This window comes from Parasphingorhabdus pacifica (assembly GCF_054779195.1).
Genome location: NZ_BAAGYS010000008.1, coordinates 335,142 through 356,447, shown reverse-complemented (window position 1 = coordinate 356,447; position 21,306 = coordinate 335,142). Strand labels below are relative to the sequence as shown.

Sequence of the window (21,306 nt, the reverse complement as noted above, 5' to 3'; positions counted from 1 at the left end):
GCAGGTGCGCGGCGGGCGGTTACGGCGTGCCGAACACCTTGCCCGGGTTGAAGATTCCGGCCGGGTCGAGCGCCTGCTTCACGGAATCGTGCATTCGGACAACGGCAGGACCGAGCTCGGCGTGCAGGCCCTTGCGCTTGAGCAGTCCGACGCCGTGTTCACCGGTGACCGTGCCACCGAGTTCGAGCGCACCCTCGACGATGTCGTCGAATGCCCGCTGGGCTCGTTCCTTGGCGGCTTCGTCGCCTGCCGGTGTGATGATCAGCGGATGCAGGTTTCCATCACCTGCGTGCGCGATGTTGGCGATGCGGGTGTCGTGGCGTTGCGCGGCCGCTTCGACCTTCGCCAGCATTTCCGGCACCACAGCGCGGGGAACGCAGACGTCTTCGGTCAGCAGGGGTCCGAGACGTTCCAGCGCCGGGTAGGCCAACCGGCGGGCCGCGAACAGCGCATCGGCCTCGTGCTCGTCGGTCGAGTGGGTGCTCCAGGTGGCGCCGGCCTCGTCGAAGCAGCGCATGAGGGTTTCCACTTCGCGCTCCCCCGCTTCGCCCCGGGCGTCGGAACGACCGAGCAGCAGAACTTCGGCGTCGTCGCTGAGCCCCATGTTCTTCCATTCGTCGACCGCGCGCAGGCAATGCCGGTCGAGCAGTTCGAGCGCGGAGGGAATTACCCCGGAGGACCCCACCGCGGCCACCGCTTCGCCCGCCGTCACCAGCGAGTCGAAGTAGCCGACGACGGTCCGTTCCGGTGCTCGTTCTCCGGGCAGGAGTTTCACGGTGACCTCGGTGACCAGGCCGAGCGTTCCCTCTGAACCGACCATCAGCCCGCACAGGTCGTAGCCCGCCACGCCTTTGGCGGTACGCCGTCCGAGCCGGACGACTTCCCCATCACCGACCACGGCTTCCACGCCGAGCACGTAGTCCCGGGTGACCCCGTACTTCACGCAGCACAGTCCACCAGCGTTGGTGGAAACGTTGCCGCCGATGGTCGACCACGGCGAGCTGGCGGGGTCGGGCGGGTACCAGGCGCCTTGTTCGCGGCAAGCGGCGCGTAGGTCGTCGTTGATGACGCCGGGTTGCACGGCGGCCAGTTGTTCGCGCGGGTTGATCTCCAGGATGGCGTCCATCGCCTCGAACGACACGAGCACGCAGCCGTCCACCGCGTTCGCCCCACCCGAAAGCCCGGTGCCCGCACCTCGACCGACGACGGGAATACCGTACTCGGCGCAGATCCGCACCGTCGCGGCAACGTCCGCGGTGCAGCTCGCCCGTACGACCGCGGCGGGCTTGCCGTAGGGCGCCCATTCCGCCTCGTCGTGGGCGTACCGGCCCAGCGAATCGGGATCGGTGATCATCAGATGGTCCGGAAGTGCCGCACGTAATGCCGCGACTGCGCTGACCTGGTTCTCCGACATGATCGCCTCCCGCTCACTGTTCCGGGGCCCTACGCTAACGAAGTTCACGATTCGCGAGGCGGGCACCCGTCCACGCGTCACGTCCCGTCACGAGCACCGGCTGGCTGCGTGCCGACCAGCAGCGTTCCGGACTGCGCGAGGTGCTCAGGCCTCGGCGGAAGCGACCTTGCGGGACTCCATGAGCGGCTGGATGCGGGTGCCGAAGTTCTCGATCCCTGCCAGGAAATCATCGAACACCAGCATGATCCCGTTGGTGCCGACGATGTCCGCGACTTGATCGAGCATCCTCGCGACCGTCTCGTAGGAACCGACGAGAGTGCCCATGTTCAGGTTCACCGCCCCTTCGGGCAGCGAAATCGTCTTCGAGGTGGAGCCTTCAGCGGAGGTCTGGTCGGACGAGGACTGGGCTGCCATCCACGCCAGCGCCTTCGCATCGGCGTTGTCGTGATAGTCCGCCCACTTCGACTGGGCTGCTTCGTCGGTTTCGTCCGCGATCACCATGAACAGCGGCAGAGCACCGACCTCCCGGTCCGACTCCTCGGTGACGCCGTGGAGCCGCTCCACGTTGTCGGAGATCGCGGTCGGTGTGTTGATCCCGCTGCCCAGGATGAAGTTGTAGTCCGCGAAGTCCGCGGCGAATTTCATTCCACTGGTGCTTTGACCGGCGACAACGATGTCGATGTGGCCGTCCTTCGGTCTAGGCGAGAGCACGCAGTCGTCCATCTGGTAGAAGTCGCCCCGGAAGTTGCTGACGCCGTCGGCCCAGAGCTGCTTCATGACTGTGACGTACTCGGATGCGCGCGTGTAGCGGTTTTCGAAGTGCTCTTCGCCGGGCCACAGCCCCATCTGCGAGTACTCGGCGGGGGCCCAGCCAGTGACGATGTTGATCCCGAACCTGCCGGGGGCGATGGAGTCGATCGTCGACGCCATGCGAGCGACCATAGCCGGATGCAGAGCCAGGATCGGCGTGGAGGCGTAGAGCCTGATCTTCTCGGTGACGGCCGCAAGCCCCGACATCAGGGTGAAGGACTCGAGGTTGTGGTCCCAGAATTCCGTGTCCCCGCCGAAACCCTTCAGCTTGATCATCGAGAGCGCGAAGTCGAGGCCGTACTCCTCGGCCTTCTGCACGATCGCCTTGTTCAACTCGAAGCTGGGCATGTACTGCGGAGAGGTCTTGGAGATGAGCCAGCCGTTGTTCCCGATCGGGATGAATACGCCGATATCCATGCTTCCCCTAGGTTGATCTTCGCCTCCGCCAGCGTGCCACTTCACCGGGGCGGCCGGGGTGGAAACCGGCAGAATTCCCGGCCGATCGCGACACCGAGGAATCCAGGACTCGCCCGTGGGCCCGGATCAACACTGCGAGGACGGTTGGGGACGACCGGGATAACGAGAGAGCGGAGCCGGACCACGGACGGTCCGGCTCCGCTCTCTGAAGTCAAGGGCGCTTGCGGGCGCGGAGGATGGCGTCGTGGATGACGGTCTCCCCGCCTTCCGCATCACAGCTCGGACGTGGTCTCGCGGCGGCTTCCACGACATCCCACCGTTCGGGCTCCAGGTTGTTCGCGATTTCCTCCCCCGTGAAGTACAGCTCGGGGTCGGGAGTCCGGTGAGTCGTGGTCTGCATGTCGTACGGGTGGTGGCCGACGATGAGGAGCGTTCCTCCGGGCGAAACCGAGGTCGCGAACTGCTCGAACACCACGTCGCGCAATCCGCGCGGGAGTTGCATGAAGTGGGCGCTCACCAGGTCGTAGGTGTGGTGGTCGGGAACCCAATTGGTGAAGTCGGCGTGGCGCCAGGTGATCCGGTCCGCGATCTCCGCCTCGGCATGGGCGGCGCCGCGTTCGAGGGCGACCTCGGACACGTCCATGGCCGTCACGTGCCACCCGCGGCGAGCGAGCCAGTGGGCATCGCCTCCCTCGCCACACCCCGCGTCGAGGGCGGTGCCGGGTTCGAGGTCGCCGATCTCGGTGACGAGCACTGGATTCGGATTGCCGCTCCAGATCCGGTCGGTCGAGCCATAGCGCTCGTCCCAGAACTGTGCGGTGAAGCGTTCGTCCATCGTTGATCCCTCTATGTGGTCGGTCGAATTGGTCTGGGCGGCCGGAATACCGTGACAGGTTGAAAAATGACCGGTCAGGACTGTCCGGATGCCTGCGCAGCGGGGTTCGCGGGGGTGATTCCGTGGCGGCGATCGCCGAGGACCCGCTCGCAGTTCCGTGCCTCGGAGTCGGCCGAGAAGGGGCCTCGGCGGCGTTCGACGGCGCGGCGGGTGTCGTCGGTGACGAGGTCGGCGTTGATGCCCGCACCCGCGCTGACACCGCCGGCGGCGGCGCCGACGACCTGGGCCATGAGGTCGGTGACGTTGCCTGCCGCCCACACACCGGGGACAGCGGTCAGTCCGGTCGCGTCCGTTGCGAAGTGCTCTCCGAAGGCGTGCTCGGTGGTGGTGAGACCGAGATCGGTCGCGATCTCGCTGCGCGCCACGAATCGGGGGGCGATCGCCAGCGCCCGGCTCGGGGCGACGCGGCCGGAGGCCAGCCGGACGCCGGTGAGCTGGTCGTCGGTGATTTCCAGCCCGACGACTTCACCGTCGGTCACGGTGATGTCGCGAGCGGCGAGCTGTTCACGCTGCTCGTCGGTGAGGTCGGGTGCGGTGTGGGAGAAGAGGGTCAGGTCGGAACTCCACTGGCGGAACAGCAGCGTCTGTTCGACAGCTCGTGGTCCGGTGGCCAGCACTCCGATCGGTTCGTCGCGAATTTCCCACCCGTGGCAGTAGGGGCAGTGCAGCACGTCACGCCCCCAGCGCTGCGACAGCCCGGAGATGTCGGGCAGTTCGTCGACCAGTCCGGTGGTCAACAGCAACCGGCGCGCGGTGAACACGTGGTCCTCATCGGTGCTCACCGCGAAGCCGGACCCGTCCCGCCGTGCGGAGGTGGCTTGGACGTGCAGGATCTCCCCGCCGTAACGGGTGACCTCGGTCTCGCCTCGCGCCACCAGGTCAGTGGGTGCGATGCCGTCACGGGACAGCAATCCGTGCACCGCGGCAGCGGGAGCGTTGCGTGGGTGTCCGCCGTCCAGCACCAGCACCCGGCGGCGTGCCCTTGCCAGGGTCAGCGCGCCGCTGAGGCCTGCGGCCCCACCGCCGATCACGATGACGTCGAAGTGGTTGTCGGTCATGTAGACGACTCTCCGCCCACGCCGCCCAACTTGACAAGAAACCTTGCCGGAGTGGCAAATGGTGGGGTGACCGATGAAGCGCCCGACCTCGACGACGTCCTCCACGCGGTGGGCCCGCGGCTGCGGGACCTGCGCCGCAAGCGCGGCACGACGCTGGCTCAACTGGCCGAGACGACGGGGATTTCGGTCAGCACCCTGTCGCGGCTGGAGTCCGGACAGCGCCGCCCAACCCTGGAGCTCCTACTCCCCCTCGCCCGGGCCCACCAAGTGCAGCTGGACGAGCTCGTCAACGCACCGGCGACCGGGGATCCGCGCATCCACCCGCGTCCGGTCAGACGCCACGGCGCGACGTTCATCCCCCTGACCCGTCGCCCTGGTGGCCTCCAGGCCTTCAAGCAGATCATGCCGCCGTACTGGCCTCGGAGCGAGCCGGACCCGCAGACCCACGAAGGCCACGACTGGTTCTACGTGCTGTCCGGACGCCTGCGCCTGCTCCTCGGTGAGCAGGATCTGATCCTCTCCCCCGGAGAGGCCGCCGAATTCGACACCCGCACCCCGCACTGGTTCTACAATCCCGGCCCGGAACCCACGGAGATCCTCTCCATCTTCGGCCCCCAGGGCGAACGGCTGCACCTGCGCGCGAAGCAGTCCGGCGGGGAAGCTTCCGGTGGGTAAGCGTCCGCTGGGGCGAAGCGTCCGAACGTCCAGCAGTCCACAGCGGACACCGGCAAGAACCCGGTGACAACACCCCATCTTGCATTCACGGTCCATATCGGAGGAACGCAGCACGCAAAAAAGTGGAGCCGGACCGCGAACGGTCCGGCTCCACTCAGGAACGATCCGAGATCACACCAGCGGGCGATCCGTTGGTGCGATCGGCGCGGGAAGCACATCCCGCTCGGTCAGGTAGCGGTCCACCCCGGCTGCCGCCGAACGGCCTTCGGAGATGGCCCACACGATCAACGACTGACCGCGGCCCATGTCGCCCGCCGTGAACACTCCGTCCACAGTGGTCTTGAAGTCGGCGTCGCGGGACACGTTGCCGCGCCCGTCGAGCTCGACGCCCAAGTCGTCGACCAGACCTTCCTGCTCCGGACCGACGAAGCCCATCGCCAGCAAAGCCAGATCGCACGGCAGGTCCCGCTCGCTTCCCTCGACGGGTACGAACTTGCCGTCCTCCTTCTGGACCTCCACCAGCCGCAGGGCACGCACGTTGCCCTCGCCATCACCCACGAACTCCTGGGTGTTGACCGAGAACAGCCGCTCGCCACCCTCTTCGTGCGCCGAGGAGACCCGGTAGATCATCGGGTAGGTCGGCCACGGCTGGGTTTCCGGCCGGCTCGACGGCGGCGTAGGCATGATTTCCAGCTGCGTCACCGAGGCGGCACCCTGCCGGTGCGACGTGCCCACGCAGTCGGCACCGGTGTCGCCACCGCCGATGACCACGACGTGTTTGCCCTCCGCGTTGATCGGGGCGCGCTCGTAGTCGCCCTGTTGCACGCGGTTGGCCAGCGGCAGGAACTCCATCGCCTGGTGCACGCCGTTGAGCTCACGACCGGCGGTCGGCAGGTCACGAGCCTTTGTCGAGCCACCCGCGAGGACGACCGCGTCGTGGTCCGCACGCAGCTGCTCGACCGTGACGTCCACGCCCACGTTGACACCGGTGCGGAACTCGGTGCCCTCCGCGCGCATCTGCTCCAGCCGCCGGTCCAGACGATGCTTCTCCATCTTGAACTCGGGAATGCCGTAGCGGAGCAACCCGCCGATCCGGTCCTCCCGCTCGAAGACGACCACGTCGTGGCCCACCCGAGTCAGCTGCTGCGCCGCGGCGAGCCCCGCCGGACCGGAACCCACGACCGCGACCTTCTTGCCGGTGCGGCTGTTCGGCACCTGCGGGGTGACCCAGCCTTCCTCGAAAGCACGGTCGATGATCGAGATCTCGACCTGCTTGATCGTCACCGCGTCCGAGTTGATGCCCACCACGCATGCCGTCTCGCACGGCGCCGGGCACAACGTTCCGGTGAACTCCGGGAAGTTGTTGGTGGCGTGCAGCCGCTCGGCCGCCTCCTGCCAATCATCCCGCCAGACCAGGTCGTTCCACTCCGGAATGAGGTTGCCCAGCGGGCAGCCCTGGTGGCAGAACGGAATGCCGCAGTCCATGCAACGACCGGCCTGCTTCTGCAGTTTGTCCGACTCGAAATCCAGGTAGACCTCGCGCCAGTCCTTGATCCGGACGTCGACCGGGCGGCGCTGTGCGGTCTCCCGCGGGGTGGTCATAAAGCCCTTGGGATCAGCCATGAGCCGCCTCCATGATCGCCTCGTTGACGTCGCGCCCGTCGCGTTCGGCGGCGGTCTGCGCGGCCAGCACTCGCTTGAAGTCCCTCGGCATCACCTTGCCGAAGCGTTTGGCCGCACCGTTCCAATCCGCCAACAGCTCACGGGCCACCTGCGACTCGGTCTGCTCGTAGTGCCTGCGAACCCGATCGGAGAGGAATTCCAGATCGGTGTCGTCGAGCGGCTCGACCTCGACCATCTCGCCGTTGACGCGTTGCGGGTCGAGGTCCAGCACGTACGCGATGCCACCGGACATGCCGGCAGCGAAGTTGCGACCGGTCGTGCCGAGGATAACCGCGCGGCCACCGGTCATGTACTCGCAGGCGTGGTCACCGACGCCCTCGACGACGGCCACCGCACCGGAGTTGCGCACGCAGAACCGCTCGCCCACGATGCCGCGGACGAAGAGCTCGCCCCCGGTGGCACCGTAGAGCAGCACGTTGCCTGCGATGACGTTCTCCTCGGCGAGGTAGGACGCCCCTTCCGGTGGCCGCACGACGAGCTTGCCGCCGGAAAGGCCCTTGCCGACGTAGTCGTTGCCGTCACCGTGCAACCGCAGGGTGATGCCGCGCGGCACGAACGCACCGAAGCTCTGCCCGGCCGAACCGGTGAAGGTCACGTCGATGGTGTCGTCGACCAGTCCGTCGCCACCCCAGCGCCGGGTCAGCTCGTGGCCGAGCATGGTGCCGACTGTGCGGTTGACGTTGCGCACCGGCAGTTGCAACCGGACCGGCGTGCCTTCCTTCAGCGCGCCTTCGCTGAGCTGGATCAGCGTGTTGTCCAGCGCCTTCTCCAACCCGTGGTCCTGCTCGGTGGTGTTGTGCCTGGAGGCGTCCGCCGCCAGTTCCGGAACGTGGGACAACGGCGCCAGGTCCAGCCCCTCGCTCTTCCAGTGCCGGACCGCGGCCTCGGTGTCGATCATCTCGGCGTGCCCGATTGCTTCCTCGATCGACCGGAAGCCCAGCTCCGCCAGGTACTCGCGGACCTCCTGGGCGATGAACTCGAAGAAGTTCACCACGTAGTCGGCCTTGCCGTTGAACTTGGCGCGGAGTTCCGGGTTCTGGGTCGCGACACCGACCGGGCAGGTGTCCAGGTGGCACACCCGCATCATGATGCAGCCGGAGACCACCAGCGGAGCAGTGGCGAAACCGAACTCCTCGGCACCGAGCAGCGCGGCGATGACCACATCGCGCCCGGTCTTGAGCTGACCGTCGGTCTGCACCACGATCCGGTCGCGCAGCTCGTTGGTCAGCAGGGTCTGCTGGGTCTCGGCCAGCCCCAGCTCCCACGGGCCACCGGCGTGCTTGATCGACGAGAGCGGCGAGGCACCGGTACCACCGTCGTGCCCGGAGACGAGCACGACATCGGCATGTGCCTTGCTGACACCGGCCGCTACCGTGCCGACGCCGACCTCGGAGACGAGCTTCACGTGGATGCGCGCCTTCGGGTTGGCGTTCTTGAGGTCGTGGATCAGCTGCGCCAGATCCTCGATCGAGTAGATGTCGTGGTGCGGCGGCGGCGAGATCAGGCCGACGCCAGCCGTGGAGTGCCGGGTCTTGGCGATCCACGGATACACCTTGTTGCCCGGGAGCTGGCCGCCTTCACCAGGCTTGGCGCCCTGCGCCATCTTGATCTGGATGTCGTCGGCGTTGACCAGGTATTCGCTGGTGACACCGAATCGACCGGATGCGACCTGCTTGATCGCCGAACGCCGCGAATCACCGTTCTCGTCGGGGCTGAATCGGTCGGCGTCCTCGCCGCCCTCTCCCGTGTTCGACTTGGCACCGAGGCGGTTCATCGCGATCGCGAGGGTCTCGTGCATCTCCTGCGAGATAGACCCGTAGGAGATCGCACCGGTGGCGAAGCGCTTGACGATCTCGGAGACCGGTTCGACCTCTTCGACCGGGACCGGCTCGCGCGCCCCCTCGCGGAACTTGAACAGCCCACGCAGGGTCATGAGGTCGCGGGACTGCTCGTCGACCGACTGCGTGTACTCCTTGAAGATGTCGTACTGCCCGCTCCGAGTGGAGTGCTGCAGCTTGAAGACGGTCTTCGGGTTGAACACGTGCGGATCGCCCTCGCGGCGCCACTGGTACTCGCCACCTACGTTCAGGGTCCGGTGCGGAGCCTGCACGTCGTCGGACGGGTAGGCCTTGCGGTGGCGTTCACCGATCTCCCGGGCCAGCACGTCGAACCCGACCCCGCCGAGGCGGGAGGTGGTCCCCGCGAAGCAACGGTCGATCACCTCGCTGCCGAGTCCGATCGCCTCGAAGATCTGGGCACCGCTGTACGAGGAGACCGTCGACACGCCCATCTTGGACATCGTCTTGCGGACGCCCTTGCCCAGCGCCTTGATGAGGTTCGCGGTGGCCTGGCTCTCGTCGGTGTCCTTGAGAGCACCGGTGGTGACGAGGTCCTCCACGCTGGCCATCGCCATGTACGGGTTGACCGCCGCAGCGCCGTAGCCGATCAGCAATGCGATGTGGTGCACCTCGCGCACGTCACCGGCTTCGACGACGAGTCCGACCTTGGTCCGGGTCTTCTCCCGCACCAGGTGGTGGTGCACCGCGCCCGTCACCAGCAGCGACGGGATCGGGGCGTGGTCGGCGTCGGCAGCGCGGTCGGAGAGCACCAGCACGTGCGCACCGTCGGCGACCGCCGCTGAAACCTCGCGGCAGATCTCGTCGAGCCGATCACGCAGCGCCTGCCCACCACCGGCGACCTCGTAGGCCATGTCGATCGTTGCCGGCTTGAGGCCGGGGTGTTCGCCGTCGTCGTTGATGTGCACGATCTTGGCGAGCTGGTCGTTGTCGATCACCGGGAACGGCAGCACCAGTTGGCGGCACGCCTCCGGGTCGTGGTCGAGCAGGTTGTGCTCGGGGCCCACGTGCGTGCTCAGCGACGTGACCAGCTCTTCCCGGATGGCGTCCAACGGCGGGTTGGTCACCTGGGCGAACAGCTGGGTGAAGTAGTCGAACAGCTGACGCGGGCGGTGCGAGAACGCCGCGAACGGCGAGTCGTTGCCCATCGAACCGATCGGCTCGGCGCCACCGCCCGCCATCGGCTTGAGCAACACCCCGAGCTCTTCCTGGGTGTAGCCGAAGACCTGCTGCCGGTGTACCAGCGACGCGTGCGAAGGCACCTCGCGCTCGCGGTCGGGCAGGTCGGACAGGTGCACGACGCCCTCGTCGAGCCACTCCTGGTAGGGGTGCTCGGCGGCGAGCCCGCCCTTGATCTCCTCGTCGTCGACGATCTTGCCCGCGTCGGTGTCCACGAGGAACATGCGGCCAGGCTGGAGCCTGCCCTTGCGGACTACCTTCGACGGGTCCAGGTCCAGCACGCCGACCTCGCTGGCCAGCACCACCAGACCGTCATCGGTCACCCAGTAACGGCCGGGCCGCAGACCATTGCGGTCGAGCACCGCTCCGATCTGGGTCCCGTCGGTGAAGGCCACCAGCGCGGGACCGTCCCACGGCTCCATCAGGTAGTTGTGGAACTCGTAGAACGCGCGCCGCGCAGCGTCCATCTCGGCGTGGTTCTCCCACGCCTCGGGGATCATCATCAACACCGAGTGCGGCAGCGAACGCCCGCCGAGGTGCAACAGCTCCAGTACCTCGTCGAAGGTCGCCGAGTCGCTCGCATCCGGTGTGGCGATCGGGTAAAGCCGCTTGAGATCGCCCGGAATCAGGTCGGTCTCGAGCATGCTCTCGCGGGTCCGCATCCAGTTGCGGTTGCCCTTCATGGTGTTGATCTCGCCGTTGTGCGCGATGAATCGGTACGGGTGCGCCAACGGCCACGCCGGAAACGTGTTGGTCGAGAACCGCGAGTGGACCAGACCGATCGCACTGGCGAACCGCTCATCGGTCAGGTCGGGGAAGAAACCCGCGAGCTGGGTCTCGGTCAACATCCCCTTGTAGACCATGGTGCGAGCCGACAGGCTCGGGAAGTAGACGTCGGCCTCGTGCTCGGCGCGCTTGCGCACGCAGAACGCACGCCGCTCGAACTGCAACGCGGTCTCGTCGGCCGCGCATTCGGGACCACGTCCGACGAACAGCTGCCGGAACCCGGGCATGACCTCACGCGCGGTGCTGCCGGCCACACCCTGCTCGACCGGCACCTCGCGCCAACCGAGCAGACTGAGTCCCTCTTCGGACACAATCCGTTCGATGGTCGCGACCGCTTCGCCGGCCGCGTCCGCATCCGCGGGCAGGAATGCGATCCCCACCGCGTACGCACCCCGCTCGGGAAGCTCGAAGTCGACCACACCCCGGAAGAACTCGTCCGGCACCTGGGTCAACAGACCCACGCCGTCACCGGTATCCGGGTCCGCACCCTTCGCGCCACGATGCTCGAGGTTGCGCAACGCTTCGAGCGCATTGCTCACGATCGTATGGCTTCGCCGACCGTGCATATCGGCAACGAACGCGACGCCACAGGCGTCCCGATCGTTGGCAGGGTCGTACAGACCCTGCGGTTCGGCGCCACGCTGCGCCACTCTCAAACTCTGGGAATTCGGCATCGGACCTCCCGTCGCCAGGCCACGAGCCGCGCGAGGGCAGAGTCACTCAGCGCAAGCCCGCAAGAACCTAATCGGGCACTGACAAAAGGATGCGCCGTTGCACACTCGGTCAGTTTTGGGCACTCTACATATCGAACGAGCGAGATGCGACCGTCCAGTAACACGACGTAAATCACAGGACATATCTCCCACTGGGTGAGACGGTGGCCCCTTTCCAGTGCTGAGCACCGGAAACACGCGCGGCCGCTCCGTCCATATTCGACAGCAAGGCCACTCTCGTGCGGCGTTGGCCACACAATCGCAGTCGCAGCGGGGCCTGCGCACGCATCCGGACTCGGTTCAGCATCACCGAACCGTGATGATGCGCACGGTGTCGACCTCTTGCCCGGCGCTCACTTCACCCGCCTCGTTCCACGCCTGCCGAGACTCCCCCCCCCCGGCCGAATCACGGGCTGATGACCTTGCAGATGACGCACCCACGGAACACGCGGCGGCTCCACCGAGCCGGTGAACGATCGCGCTGATCACTTGGCGGACGGCGGCGATCGGGCCCGGGTCACCCGGGTAGTCAACTGGAAAACCCGGTGCGGACCGGCTTCCCCATTGGCAGGCTGAAGCCGTGACCCCCAAGCACGATCCAGTCCCCGACTCCACCACGCACCGGACGACCGACTGGACCACCACGCACATCACCGCGAACCTCCTGCGCGGCGCGCTCGAGCTGGAACACACCGAACACGGGCTGCTGCCGCACCGGCTGCCGGCCACTGCCCGCGCGCAGTGCGCCGACGGGCAGCTGGCCATGGCGGAGGCCCAGCCCTCCGGCGTACGGGTGGTCTTCCGCACTCGAGCCACCACCGTCGAGCTGGACACGCTCCGCACGAAGATGGCCTACCAGGGCGCCCCGCCCCGTCCGGACGGCGTATACGACCTGCTCGTCGACGGCCGCCCGATGGGGCGGGCCGGTGGGTCCGGCGGGAACGTCCGGACCGTGGACATGACCACCGGGTCCGTGGAAGCCAGGCCCGGACCGGTCGGAACCGTCCGATTCCCCGATCTGCCCGATCGCGTCAAGAACGTCGAGATCTGGCTGCCGCACAACGAGATCACCGAACTGGTGGCCCTGCGCACCGATGCACCCGTCCAGACGGCAGCGGAACCAGGCCGCCGAGTGTGGCTGCATCACGGCAGCTCGATCAGCCACGGCTCGAACGCCGAGAGCCCGACCACGACGTGGCCCGCGTTGGCCGCCTCCCTCGGTGGCGTGGAGCTGATCAACCTCGGTCTCGGTGGCAGCGCCCTGCTCGACGCGTTCACCGCGCGCGCCATGCGGGACACCCCAGCGGACCTGATCAGCATCAAGATCGGCATCAACGTGGTCAACGCCGACCTGATGCGGCTGCGCGCCTTCACGTCGGCGGTGCACGGCTTCCTCGACACCATCCGCGAGGGGCATCCCGCCACTCCACTGCTGGTCATCTCGTCCATCCTGTGCCCGATCCACGAGGAGACGCCCGGCCCCAGCGGGTTCGACTTCAGCGCTCTCAGCGCCGGGGAGCTGCGGTTCCGGGCTACCGGTGACCCTGCCGAGCGCGCCGCCGGGAAACTGGCGCTGAGCGACATCCGGGAGGAGTTGGCCCGCATCACGGCCCAACGCGCAGCCGACGACCCCAATCTGCACCACCTCGACGGCCGCGACCTCTACGGCGAGTCGGATTTCACCGAGCTGCCGCTGCCCGATCAGCTCCACCCGGACGCCGCCGCCCACCGCCGCATCGGCGAGCGCTTCGCCGCACTGGCCTTCGGTACCCACGGGTGGTTCGCCGTGGCGCGCTCCTGAGCCCACGCCTCGTCCGACCCGACTCACGAACGACGCCGGACGAGGAGTGCGGTGAAACCGCGCGCTGCGGGGACGGCGCCCGCTCTCGACCCGCGGACCTCGTTCCGTACGGTCGAATCGGAGGCCGTCCCCCTGCGGCGGCATGAGTCTGGAGTCTGGACCACCGGCTACGGCACCGGAGGAGTTGGCCCTACCGGGGACCGCGGGCAGTGAGCTCTCAGCAAGAAGCGACCACGTCGGGCGGTCGATCGGGGCCACGTGCCTCGTCGTTGACATCGCCCGCCACGATTCGGACGTATCGGCGAAGGGCCACCAACAGCACCACCCCCAACAGCAGGTAGGCGTTGCCGACCACGTGGTGCCACGCGGACCAGGACAACGGATCCTGCGCGGGCGCCAGTCGGAACGACCCGAAAACCCCGATGGTCGTGGTCACCACCGTTGCCGCGAACCAGCCTTTGCTGCGCAACATCAGCGCGCATCCGAGCATCGTCAGAACCCCGGGCACCACCCAGACCCAGTGGTTGGACCACGAGGTCGGCGAGAGCAACAACCCGAGCAGACCGACGACCGACATGGCCTGCACCGCGTCGGCACGGCGCAGCACGCCGACCGCTAGAACGGTCAGGATCACGCACACCAGCCCCCAGATCGACATCTCCACGGGCGCGGGCAGATCCAGTCGGGCCAGACCACCCAGCACCGACTGGTTCGTGTGGAAAGTGGATCCGCTGATGCCGCCTGCCGGACCGGTGCCGAACCAGTATTCGACCGCTGCTTCCATGTTGAGCACGAAGCCGAGGAACGTGCCGAACGCGCCAGTGACCACCACCGTCGCCGAAGCCCGGTAATCCCTTCTCGCCAGGAAGAACAGCAGGAACACCGCCGGGGTCAGTTTGATGGCCGCTGCGATTCCGACCAGCGTTCCGCGGGGCCAGCGAGGAGATGTCACCAAACAGTCGAGGGCGACCAGCCCCATCAGCAGCAGGTTGACCTGGCCGAGGCCGAACGTCGAGTACACGGGTTCGAGGAACAGCGTCCACGGCAGAAACGCGAAGGACACCGCCAACGCCCCGCGCTCCCCCACCGCCGGCCACATCCGCCGGACCACCAGGTACATGACCGCGCACAACGTCGCCAGGTTCAGCCCGTAGAGAGTCAGGAGCCCCGCGAGGAAGGGCAACAGCGCGAGCGGCATCAACGGCAGCAGGGCGAACGGTGGGTACACCCACGGCAACACCGTTCCGATGCTGGTGGTCGGGGCGTCGTTCATGATGTCCCCGCCGCTGAGCCAGGTTTCCACCGCCCAGCGGTAAACCTGGTAGTCGATCGCCGCCTGCTGGTCGATACCCGCCCGCCCCAGCGCGACCATGGTCGCGAGTGAGAGAACGATGAGCGGGATCGACACTCCGATGATCCAATGCGCGCGCGTCACGACGAACGCCCGAAGCTGGTCAACGAAGCCGTCGAGTGTCAGGACAGGGTCCCGGGACTTGCCGGGCACGAGGGCCACGAAGTCCTCTCCTCTCGCCTCGGGCGGCCACGTGGACATCCACGACGCCATCCGAGCGCCGAACAAACGGCTCGACCACTGGACCGCCGAAATCACCGGTCAAAAGCCGCAAAACCTTAACCGATGGCCCCCGGCGTTTCACGAATGCCCGACGTCAATCCGCCAAACCGGCAATGGAGAACCCATTCACCAGGGATTTCTCCGTTCAATCGCGGTACCCGACACCATCGGGAGATCAGCTACCATGGAATCCGGCGTGCGGCAACGCCGAGATCGGAACTCACCACGGAGGCGACGTGCTCGAGGAGATCCTGCCCGGCGACATCGCTTCCGCCGAATCGTTCACCGACCCGCCCGAGGCGACGCTCTACGCTTCGGAAGCGGCTGCCGTGGCCCACGCGGTGAGCAATCGACGCCGCGAGTTCACCACCGCGCGGTTCTGCGCGCGCCGTGCGATGCGGGCGTTGGGTGTGCCGCCGGCTCCGCTCCTTCCCGGTGAACGCGGTGCGCCGAACTGGCCGGAAGGCGTGGTCGGAAGCATGACCCACTGCGCGGGTTACCGGGCGGCCGCGGCAGGTAGCACGTCCACCACCGTCACCGTGGGAGTCGACGCCGAGCCGCACGAGAAGCTCCCCGGCGGTGTGCTGAAGGTGGTTTCGACCGAGACCGAACACAGTCATCTGGCAGCACTGTCGGAGACGGTGCCCGAGGTGCGCTGGGATCGACTCCTGTTCAGCTGCAAGGAGGCGGTGTACAAGGCGTGGTTCCCCATTACCGGCGAGTGGCTGGGTTTCGCCGATGCCGAGCTCACCTTCGACACCGGCGGTGGCTTCAACGCTCGATTGAACAAGAAGGGGCCGGACATCGATGGTGCGCCGCTGATCGAGTTCGACGGTCGCTGGTTGGTGCGGGACGGACTCGTGCTCACCGCCGTCTCCCTGCTGCGCCGGTCCTGAGCTGCGCGATCCTGAGCTGCGCGGCGGTCCTGATTGCGTCCCGCCCGTCGACCATCCCCACGGACGGGAGTGACCGGACACCCGACCGAGCGGCGGTCCGGCAGGAGCGGGAACGACTGCGGCCGGTACGGCCCGTGGGGCGGTACCGGCCGCGGTCCGCGCCGGAGTCGATCTACCCGAGGCCGGCACCCAGCCAGCCGATGGCTTCCCGGACTCCATCGGGGGTGATCTGGTGCCCACCCGGGTGCCAGCTGGTCGACACCTGCGTTCCCCGTTCTCGCAACGCCCCCACCAGCTCGTTGGCCGATGCCAGGGGCGCCATCGGGTCCTGTTGCCCGTTGGCCAACAACACCCGGCTCCCAGCGAGGTCGTTGGCCGGCGGTTCGGGCAGCGGAAGCATCGCCGCGAACAGCACTGCCTCCCGCAGCACTTCCGGCCGCAGGAGCAGGAGCGAGGCGGCGATGTTGGCACCGTTGGAGAAACCGATCGCCACGAAACGACGCTCCCCGAGCTCGTAGTGCTCGCGGGCGGCGAGCAGGAAGTCGGCCAGCTCGTGGGTGCGTGCGACGACGTCGTCGTGGTCGAAGACGCCTTCGGCCAGCCGCCGGAACCACCTGCGGGCTCCGTTCTCCGAAACCGGACCCGCCGGTGCCAGCACCGCCGACTCCGGGCTCAATTGCCGCCCCAGGTCCATCAGGTCCCGGGGCCCGCCACCGGTCCCGTGCAACAGCAGCATTACCGGGTCCCTCGGATCACCTTCGTGGAACTCGTGGTCCAAAGCCGGCGAACTCATGCGGTCAGTCCTCCCGGGTTGTTCTCGGCAGGCAACCGCAGCGCAGGCAGCGCAGCGTTGATCTGCTCCCGGTCGGGCTCCAGCCACGGCGGCAGCTTCAACGCCCGGCCGAGCTCGAGCAGGGGCTCGTCGGCGGTGAAGCCGGGCTCGTCGGTGGCGATCTCCAGCAGGGTGCCACCCGGCTCCCGGAAGTAGATCGAGCGGAAGTACTGCCGATCGAGGATCGAGGTGACCTGAACGCCGTCGTCGGCGAGTTCCTCGCGCCAGGTGGTCTGGGTCGCGGCATCCGGTGCACGCCACGCGACGTGGTGCACGGTTCCGGCTGCGACGAGCCCCTCCGGTGACTCCGGAGTGACGAGCACGTCGACGAACGAACCGGGCCCACCATCACCTGCGGTGAAGCGGAAGCGATTCTGTTCCTGCGAGCTCAAGGACAGCCCCAAACGGCCCAGCCGTTCGGCGGTCGCCTCCTCGCTCGAGACCGACAGGGTGACCGAGTGCAGTCCGCGGACGCCGTGTTCGGCGGGCACGATGCCGTTGTCCCACGGCGCTCGTGGGTCGTCCTGCGGGTGAGCGACCAGGGCGAGCGACAGGCCGTCCGGGTCACGGAATTCCAGCGCGTCCTCCCCGTCGCGGTTGCATACCTGTCCCACTTCCACGCCAGCGGCGGTGAGGTGTTGCTTCCACCACCCGATCGACTCCTGCGGGACGGAGAACGACGTGGTGGTGGCCTGCCCGGTTCCCCTGCGCCCGCTCGGAGCGCCCTCCCACGGGAAGAACGTCAGCAGGCTGCCCGGGCGACCCGCTTCGTCTCCGTAGTAGAGGTGGTAGGTGCCGGGGTCGTCGAAGTTGACCGTGGACTTGACCAGCCGCAATCCGAGCGTCCGCAGGTAGAAGTCCGCGTTGCGCTGCGGATCACCCGCGATCGCCGTGACGTGGTGCAGTCCCCTGGTGGCGATGGTCATCGCGCTCTCCTCGATTGGCGTGGGGCGGGATTGGTGCCGGCCCGCCCGCACTCGATCCGCGGGCGGGCGGTGGTCGGCCGGGTCAGGACGTGCCGTTCTTGAGCGCCTGGGCGACCTTGACGACACGTTTGGCCTGGACGGCGGCCGCGGTGCGGGTCTCGTCGTCGACCTTGATCTGACCCTGCCCATCGACGTGGCTGGTGCCGTAGGGGTTGCCGTCGACGAACTTGGAGGCCTCGGTGAAGCCGGGGCTGACGATGATGCCGCCGAAGTGATGAATGGTGTTGTACAGCGCAAGCAGCGTGGACTCCTGACCACCGTGCTTGCTCGCGCTGGAGGTGAATCCGCTGTAGACCTTGTCGGCCAGCAGTCCCTGCGCCCACTCGCCACCGAGGGTGTCGATGAACTGCTTGAGCTGGGCGGCGATGTTCCCGTAGCGCGTGGGCGAGCCGAAGATCACCGCGTCGGCCCACACCACGTCGTCGGCGGTGACCTCGACGATGTCCCGAGTGGCCTCCACGTTGGCCCGCCAGGCGGGGTTGGCGTCGATGGCTCCGTCGGGAGCGAGTTCAGGGGCACGGCGCAGCCGTACCTCGGCGCCTGCCGCTTCGGCTTCGGCTACCAGCGCGTTGGCGATCTCATTGATCGTCCCGGTCGCCGAGTAGTAGACGACGCTGAGCTTGACGGGGGTGCTCATGGGTATTTCGACTCCTTGACCACGGCCGGAGGTTCGACCGCTCACGACTGCTCTTCCCGAAATCTCGAGCTTATGCTCGCGCTGCAGACATTACTCAGCTAATCTCTTTCGCGCAAGACAGTTTCGTCGATCCCTACCAGGTAGACTCCACCTCCGGGAAACCAGCAGTATCGAGAGGCATTCGAGTGAGCACCGAAAACACGGCTTACGCAGAGTCGGCACCGGCCGACCCGTCCACCGACGACGACGAGATCGTCACGTGGTGGGGCCTGGTCATCGAGGGCTATCACGTCACTCAGGAACACCTCATGAGTGAAATCGAACAGCAGAGCAGTCTCGCTCCCGGCGCTTTCGACATCCTGATCAGGCTGCTGCGCTCTCCCGAAAATCGCATGCCCATGACCCGGCTGGCCCGAGAGGCGGCACTGAGCAGTGGTGGGTTCACCAAGGTCGCCGACCGGCTCGCCGCCGCCGACCTCATCACCCGGGAGCCGTGCGATACCGACCGCCGGGTGACCTACGCGGTGCTCACCGAGCACGGACTCGCCACCGCCGACCGAGCTCGCAGCGCGTGCGCGGAAATCCTGCGCCGCAGGGTGCTCACCCCGCTGGGCTCCGAACGCTCGTCCGACCTCGCCGAAGCAATGCGCGCTCTCCGCGCCGCCAACACCGAGAACGACTGACCTCGCGGCCCCTCCGCAGCGGCATTCCGTCGCGAAGAGCGCACCCTCAGTGTGCGGGAGAACGGCGAATTTTCCGGTCGCAACCGACGGAAACGGCTCCCAGGCTTCACGCACCACCTCGGGAGGCGAGGCCGCCCGGCGCGCTCGAGGTTGGTGAGGCCCGTCGGCGGGACAGGTCGAGAACAGCGAGGTTCCGGCAACCGCCGACGAGACCACCGACTAGAGTCGCGCGTGGGCTGATTGCGACATTCGACGGAAGGGCGAACGGTGGCAGAACGTGACGAGCACTTCGTCAAAGCCCTCGAACGGGGGCTGGAGGTGCTGCGCGCGTTCTCGGCGGACCGCCGATTCCTGACGCTCTCCGAGGTGGCCAGGGCGACCGACCTGACACTGCCGGTCGCGCGCAGATTCCTGCAGACCTTGGTCGACCTGGGTTACCTGCGGCACGACGACCAGCACTTCACGCCCACGACACGCGTGCTGGAACTCGGCAACTCGTTCCTCGACAGCCTGCCGCTGTCCAGGATCGCACTTCCGCACCTGCGCGATCTCGCGGCCGAACTGCGCGTGATGACCTCGGTGGCCGTCCTGTTCGACAACGACGTCTACTACGTGGCCCAGGCCCCGGGACGCATGGTCATGTCCGCGGACATCCCGGTCGGCAGCCGGTACCCCGCGCACGCCACCTCCGTCGGCAAGGTGCTGCTGGCCGGACTGCCCTTCGACGACCTGCGCACGCGGTTGGATTCGCCGCGGCTGAGTTCGTTGACGCAGTACACCATCACGACGCGCAAACGTCTGCTCGCGGAGATCGAGCAGGTCCGTGACCAAGGATGGGTCGTCTGCGACGGCGAATTGGAAGAAGGGATGCGGGGCGTGGCGGTCCCCATTCGCGACCGCCAGGCCCGCGTCATCGCGGCACTCAACGTCACCCTGCACATCGACGATTCGCCGCAGGCAACGCCACGAGAGCACTTGGTGCCCACGTTGGTCTCCACCGCGCACCGTATCGAGGCGGGCCTGCCGACCAGCGCGGCCGCCGGCTGACGTTCGTTCGTCTGCCGGCGACCGCGCCCGATGTCAGTTGGCTTCCGCGTCGAGCGCCCGCAGTTCCTCTTCGGTCCGAAAACGCTTCTCCGCGACGTGCACGAAGTAGTCCGGCTGCTCGGTGGCGTAGGTCTCCTGGAAGTCGCCGAACGTGTCGATCTTCTGGAAACCGACGTCCCGCAGCAGACCGCGGACGTAGTTCTTGCGGATCGGGAACATGTTCAGGTGGTATCGGCTACCGTCCTTGAACGTGTACTTGTAGCGAGCCAATCCCTCGTCCACGTAATCGGGTTCCGCCGAAACCTCGTCACCGCAGTAGTAATAGGTTTGCTTGGAGCCCGCACCCGAATCCAGAACCGCGTCGTAATTGCGCTGGTCGATGATCAGAACACCGTCGTGCTTGAGCATCGCGTAGAACTCGGAAAGCGCCTTGCGGCGATCGTGCTCGGAGAACAGGTGGGTGAACGAGTTTCCGAGGCAGATGATCGCGTCGTACTGACCGTGCACGTCCCGACTGAGCCAGCGCCAGTCCGCGTTGACGATCCGGAGGACGTGTCCGCCGTGCTTGATGCCGTTGTCGAAGGCCCGCGCGAGCATCTGCGGGCTGCCATCGGCGGTGACCGTGTCGAAACCTTCTTCGAGCAGGCGGACCGAGTGGAAACCGGTTCCGGCTGCCACGTCGAGCACAGTCTCCACCCCGCGCTCCCTGAGCTGATCGATGAAGAACTTGCCTTCGCTCTCGGCGCGCTTGTCCCAGTCGATCAGGTCATCCCACTTGTCGACGAGGCCGCCGACGTACTCCTGCGCGTAGTGGTCACTCGCACGCACTTCCAGTGGGTTCTCGCCGAATTCCTGGCGCGACAAGCGGACGGCGTCCACGTCGTCGGCCGGAAGAACATCCTGAACGCCCGTGTTCGTAGGCGCTTCCACGTTTTTGCCCATGCTCCAATTCCCTGCGTTGCAGATGTCGAACGAAACCGTTCGAAGGCGGCAGGAAAATACCTGCCGAATTCGTCGACATCATTGCCGGTACTGTGCAGCCGCTCAATTGCGGGCCGAATACGACATTAGGGGGTTATTCTCGAATAGCAAGTGACGGAACCTTGTGATCCTGTGCATAGCGGCCTCCGGCGGCGCGGTCCCAGCGCTGTCCCCACACGCTCTGACCAGCGGACTCCGGACAATCGGGGTGCTCCGTCGGCGAGCGTTCCCGGAGATTGCGGGGCAGTCAGGTGTCCGGATGGCGACACAGGCTTTCTCCAGCCGAACAGCCCGCTCGAAGAACCCGGCCACTCCCCTTGCGCGTGCTCACGAAGACCCGGCCGCGTCCGATGAAGACCGGCAGCGCTCATACAGACCCGGCCG

The 21,306-nt window shown here is 67.1% G+C and carries 16 protein-coding genes; 5 read left to right on the top strand and 11 right to left on the bottom strand.

Features of this window, described 5'->3' with window-relative positions; genetic code table 11:
* Positions 1-19 precede the first annotated feature (19 nt).
* The 4 genes from ACYVAN_RS13305 to ACYVAN_RS13290 form a co-directional block, all read right to left on the bottom strand.
* Entirely contained in the window at positions 20-1,414 is a 1,395-nt protein-coding gene (locus ACYVAN_RS13305) for an FAD-binding oxidoreductase (protein ID WP_460959326.1), read from the bottom strand.
* A 144-nt stretch (positions 1,415-1,558) separates the two neighbouring features.
* The gene (gene rutA / locus ACYVAN_RS13300; RefSeq protein ID WP_460959324.1) at positions 1,559-2,641 is read right to left on the bottom strand and encodes a pyrimidine utilization protein A; all 1,083 of its coding nucleotides are present in this window, start codon (positions 2,639-2,641) and stop codon (positions 1,559-1,561) included.
* 211 nt (positions 2,642-2,852) lie between these two features.
* A complete protein-coding gene (locus tag ACYVAN_RS13295; protein ID WP_460959322.1) occupies positions 2,853-3,476 on the bottom strand; it encodes a class I SAM-dependent methyltransferase in 624 nt (207 codons plus the stop codon).
* Positions 3,477-3,550: 74 nt separating this feature from the next.
* Complete coding sequence (locus ACYVAN_RS13290) at positions 3,551-4,594, bottom strand: NAD(P)/FAD-dependent oxidoreductase (protein WP_460959320.1); 1,044 nt, start codon at positions 4,592-4,594, stop codon at positions 3,551-3,553.
* A 66-nt stretch (positions 4,595-4,660) separates the two neighbouring features.
* Here ACYVAN_RS13290 and ACYVAN_RS13285 point away from each other — a divergent pair, with 66 nt between their 5' ends.
* The gene (locus ACYVAN_RS13285; RefSeq protein ID WP_460959318.1) at positions 4,661-5,269 is read left to right on the top strand and encodes a helix-turn-helix domain-containing protein; all 609 of its coding nucleotides are present in this window, start codon (positions 4,661-4,663) and stop codon (positions 5,267-5,269) included.
* A gap of 171 nt (positions 5,270-5,440) precedes the next feature.
* Here ACYVAN_RS13285 and ACYVAN_RS13280 read toward each other — a convergent pair whose 3' ends face one another.
* Together ACYVAN_RS13280 and gltB are read right to left on the bottom strand one after the other, a co-directional pair.
* Positions 5,441-6,892 carry a glutamate synthase subunit beta gene (locus ACYVAN_RS13280; protein WP_460959316.1) on the bottom strand — a complete coding sequence of 484 codons (1,452 nt, stop codon included), beginning with the start codon at positions 6,890-6,892 and terminating at the stop codon, positions 5,441-5,443.
* Positions 6,885-11,423, bottom strand: coding sequence for a glutamate synthase large subunit (gltB, locus tag ACYVAN_RS13275; protein WP_460959314.1), 4,539 nt, complete (start codon positions 11,421-11,423; stop codon positions 6,885-6,887). Before gltB ends, ACYVAN_RS13280 begins: the two co-directional genes overlap by 8 nt.
* Positions 11,424-12,066: 643 nt before the next feature.
* Between gltB and ACYVAN_RS13270 the strand changes: the two genes are divergently transcribed.
* Positions 12,067-13,287 (top strand): GDSL-type esterase/lipase family protein, encoded by a 1,221-nt coding sequence (locus tag ACYVAN_RS13270; protein ID WP_460959312.1) that lies wholly within the window; start codon positions 12,067-12,069, stop codon positions 13,285-13,287.
* 217 nt (positions 13,288-13,504) lie between these two features.
* On the opposite strand, the gene ACYVAN_RS13265 is transcribed toward ACYVAN_RS13270, so the two are convergent.
* Entirely contained in the window at positions 13,505-14,800 is a 1,296-nt protein-coding gene (locus ACYVAN_RS13265; protein WP_460959310.1) for a glycosyltransferase family 87 protein, read from the bottom strand.
* 296 nt (positions 14,801-15,096) lie between these two features.
* Between ACYVAN_RS13265 and ACYVAN_RS13260 the strand changes: the two genes are divergently transcribed.
* The gene (locus ACYVAN_RS13260; RefSeq protein WP_460959308.1) at positions 15,097-15,756 is read left to right on the top strand and encodes a 4'-phosphopantetheinyl transferase family protein; all 660 of its coding nucleotides are present in this window, start codon (positions 15,097-15,099) and stop codon (positions 15,754-15,756) included.
* A gap of 172 nt (positions 15,757-15,928) precedes the next feature.
* Here the strand turns inward: ACYVAN_RS13260 and ACYVAN_RS13255 are convergent, their stop codons facing one another.
* From ACYVAN_RS13255 to wrbA, 3 genes are all read right to left on the bottom strand, one after another.
* Positions 15,929-16,549, bottom strand: coding sequence for an alpha/beta hydrolase (locus tag ACYVAN_RS13255; RefSeq protein WP_460959306.1), 621 nt, complete (start codon positions 16,547-16,549; stop codon positions 15,929-15,931).
* The gene (locus ACYVAN_RS13250) at positions 16,546-17,514 is read right to left on the bottom strand and encodes a ring-cleaving dioxygenase (protein WP_460959304.1); all 969 of its coding nucleotides are present in this window, start codon (positions 17,512-17,514) and stop codon (positions 16,546-16,548) included. Before ACYVAN_RS13250 ends, ACYVAN_RS13255 begins: the two co-directional genes overlap by 4 nt.
* Positions 17,515-17,596: 82 nt before the next feature.
* Positions 17,597-18,211, bottom strand: coding sequence for an NAD(P)H:quinone oxidoreductase (wrbA, locus tag ACYVAN_RS13245; protein ID WP_460959302.1), 615 nt, complete (start codon positions 18,209-18,211; stop codon positions 17,597-17,599).
* A 185-nt stretch (positions 18,212-18,396) separates the two neighbouring features.
* On the opposite strand from wrbA, the gene ACYVAN_RS13240 reads away from it, so the two are divergent.
* Together ACYVAN_RS13240 and ACYVAN_RS13235 are read left to right on the top strand one after the other, a co-directional pair.
* The gene (locus ACYVAN_RS13240) at positions 18,397-18,894 is read left to right on the top strand and encodes a MarR family winged helix-turn-helix transcriptional regulator (RefSeq protein ID WP_460959300.1); all 498 of its coding nucleotides are present in this window, start codon (positions 18,397-18,399) and stop codon (positions 18,892-18,894) included.
* 267 nt (positions 18,895-19,161) lie between these two features.
* On the top strand, positions 19,162-19,941 hold the full coding sequence (locus ACYVAN_RS13235) for an IclR family transcriptional regulator domain-containing protein (RefSeq protein WP_460959298.1): 780 nt from the start codon (positions 19,162-19,164) through the stop codon (positions 19,939-19,941).
* Positions 19,942-19,974: 33 nt separating this feature from the next.
* Here the strand turns inward: ACYVAN_RS13235 and ACYVAN_RS13230 are convergent, their stop codons facing one another.
* The gene (locus tag ACYVAN_RS13230) at positions 19,975-20,883 is read right to left on the bottom strand and encodes a glycine/sarcosine N-methyltransferase (RefSeq protein WP_460959296.1); all 909 of its coding nucleotides are present in this window, start codon (positions 20,881-20,883) and stop codon (positions 19,975-19,977) included.
* Positions 20,884-21,306 lie beyond the last annotated feature (423 nt).

Coding starts and splice junctions, on each gene's coding strand:
- ACYVAN_RS13305 (WP_460959326.1), bottom strand. CDS start 1,414: ATGTCGGAGAACCAGGTCAGCGCAGTCGCGGCATTACGTGCGGCACTT.
- rutA (WP_460959324.1), bottom strand. CDS start 2,641: ATGGATATCGGCGTATTCATCCCGATCGGGAACAACGGCTGGCTCATC.
- ACYVAN_RS13295 (WP_460959322.1), bottom strand. CDS start 3,476: ATGGACGAACGCTTCACCGCACAGTTCTGGGACGAGCGCTATGGCTCG.
- ACYVAN_RS13290 (WP_460959320.1), bottom strand. CDS start 4,594: ATGACCGACAACCACTTCGACGTCATCGTGATCGGCGGTGGGGCCGCA.
- ACYVAN_RS13280 (WP_460959316.1), bottom strand. CDS start 6,892: ATGGCTGATCCCAAGGGCTTTATGACCACCCCGCGGGAGACCGCACAG.
- ACYVAN_RS13255 (WP_460959306.1), bottom strand. CDS start 16,549: ATGAGTTCGCCGGCTTTGGACCACGAGTTCCACGAAGGTGATCCGAGG.
- ACYVAN_RS13250 (WP_460959304.1), bottom strand. CDS start 17,514: ATGACCATCGCCACCAGGGGACTGCACCACGTCACGGCGATCGCGGGT.
- wrbA (WP_460959302.1), bottom strand. CDS start 18,211: ATGAGCACCCCCGTCAAGCTCAGCGTCGTCTACTACTCGGCGACCGGG.
- ACYVAN_RS13230 (WP_460959296.1), bottom strand. CDS start 20,883: ATGGGCAAAAACGTGGAAGCGCCTACGAACACGGGCGTTCAGGATGTT.